Raw genomic sequence first — 1126 nt, 5'->3', positions numbered from 1 at the left:
CTTGATGTGATGAAGGAGCGCAGCGCTGCTCTTGCGTGATGGGCCCGGATGGTGCGTTCGGGTCAGGCGCCGGCAGGAGGGAGTCTGATGGTGGGTGCTCCTCGGAGCTCCTCCCGGCAGCGGGAGCCGAGTTCGACAAGCAAACTCGGGGTTTCCACACCTACCCGTCGACGACGGAAGGAGACCCCGATGGAGCAGCAGACACAGTATGTGGGTATCGACCTGCATCGCCGTCGCAGTGTGATCGTGCGGCGTGATGCGAGCGGCGAAACGCTCTCGACGGTCAAGATCGACAACGACCCGTTGAGGTTGGCGGCGGTGGTCGCCGAGGCCGGCGAGGCGCCCGAGGTCGTCTTGGAGGCCTGCTACGGCTGGTATTGGGCTGCGGATGTCCTCGCCGAGGCTGGCGCCCGGGTCCATCTGGCGCACCCGTTGGGGAACAACTGGGGGCACCGGCGGGTCAAGAACGACGTGCGCGACGCGACCGACCTGGTCGACTTGTTGCGGTTGGGTCGCCTGGCCGAGGCGTGGATCGCGCCACCCGAACTGCGGGAGCTGCGGGAACTGGTCCGCTACCGCCACAAGCTGGTCAACCTCCGCTCCGGTCTGAAAGCCCAGGTCCATGCGGTCCTGGCCAAAGAAGGTGTTGCGGTGCCGATGACCGACCTGTTCGGCAAGGCCGGCACCACGCTGCTGGAGTCCTGCGAGCTGGGCGACGCCTACGCCACCCGGGTTGAATCACTCCGCGATCTTCTCGAGGTCACCGGCCGGGAAGTGGTGATGCTCGACGGTGAGATCCACAAGGCGGTGGCCGGGAACCCCGGCTACGTGGCGGTCCAGGCCATTCCCGGTGTCGGGCCGGTCCTCGCTGCGATCTTTGTCGCCGAGATCGGCGACATCAGCCGGTTCCCTGGTCCGGCGCAGTTGTGCAGCTGGGCGGGCGTGACCCCCAAGCATCACGAGTCCGATACCACCGTGCGGCGCGGGAAGATCTCCAAACAGGGATCCCGGCTGGTCCGTTGGGCTGCGGTCGAGGCCGTCTCCCGCCAACACGGCGACACCCTCATCCGCGCCCACCACCATCGGGTCGCGGAGCGGCGAGGCAAGCCCATCGGCCGTGTCGCCG

Annotated in this window: 1 protein-coding gene; it reads left to right on the top strand. The window is 67.6% G+C overall.

The genetic code is table 11. The features are described from left to right. Positions 1-189: 189 nt before the first annotated feature. Positions 190-1126: IS110 family transposase (locus K6U06_RS24465; RefSeq protein WP_262324610.1), on the top strand; the 937-nt coding region annotated here is incomplete at its 3' end.

It is taken from the genome of Acidiferrimicrobium sp. IK, from assembly GCF_025499425.1.
In the GTDB taxonomy this organism is placed as follows: domain Bacteria; phylum Actinomycetota; class Acidimicrobiia; order Acidimicrobiales; family Palsa-688; genus Acidiferrimicrobium.
The sequence above is the reverse complement of the archived record's forward strand: the minus strand, read 5'-3'. Positions and strand labels throughout refer to the sequence as shown.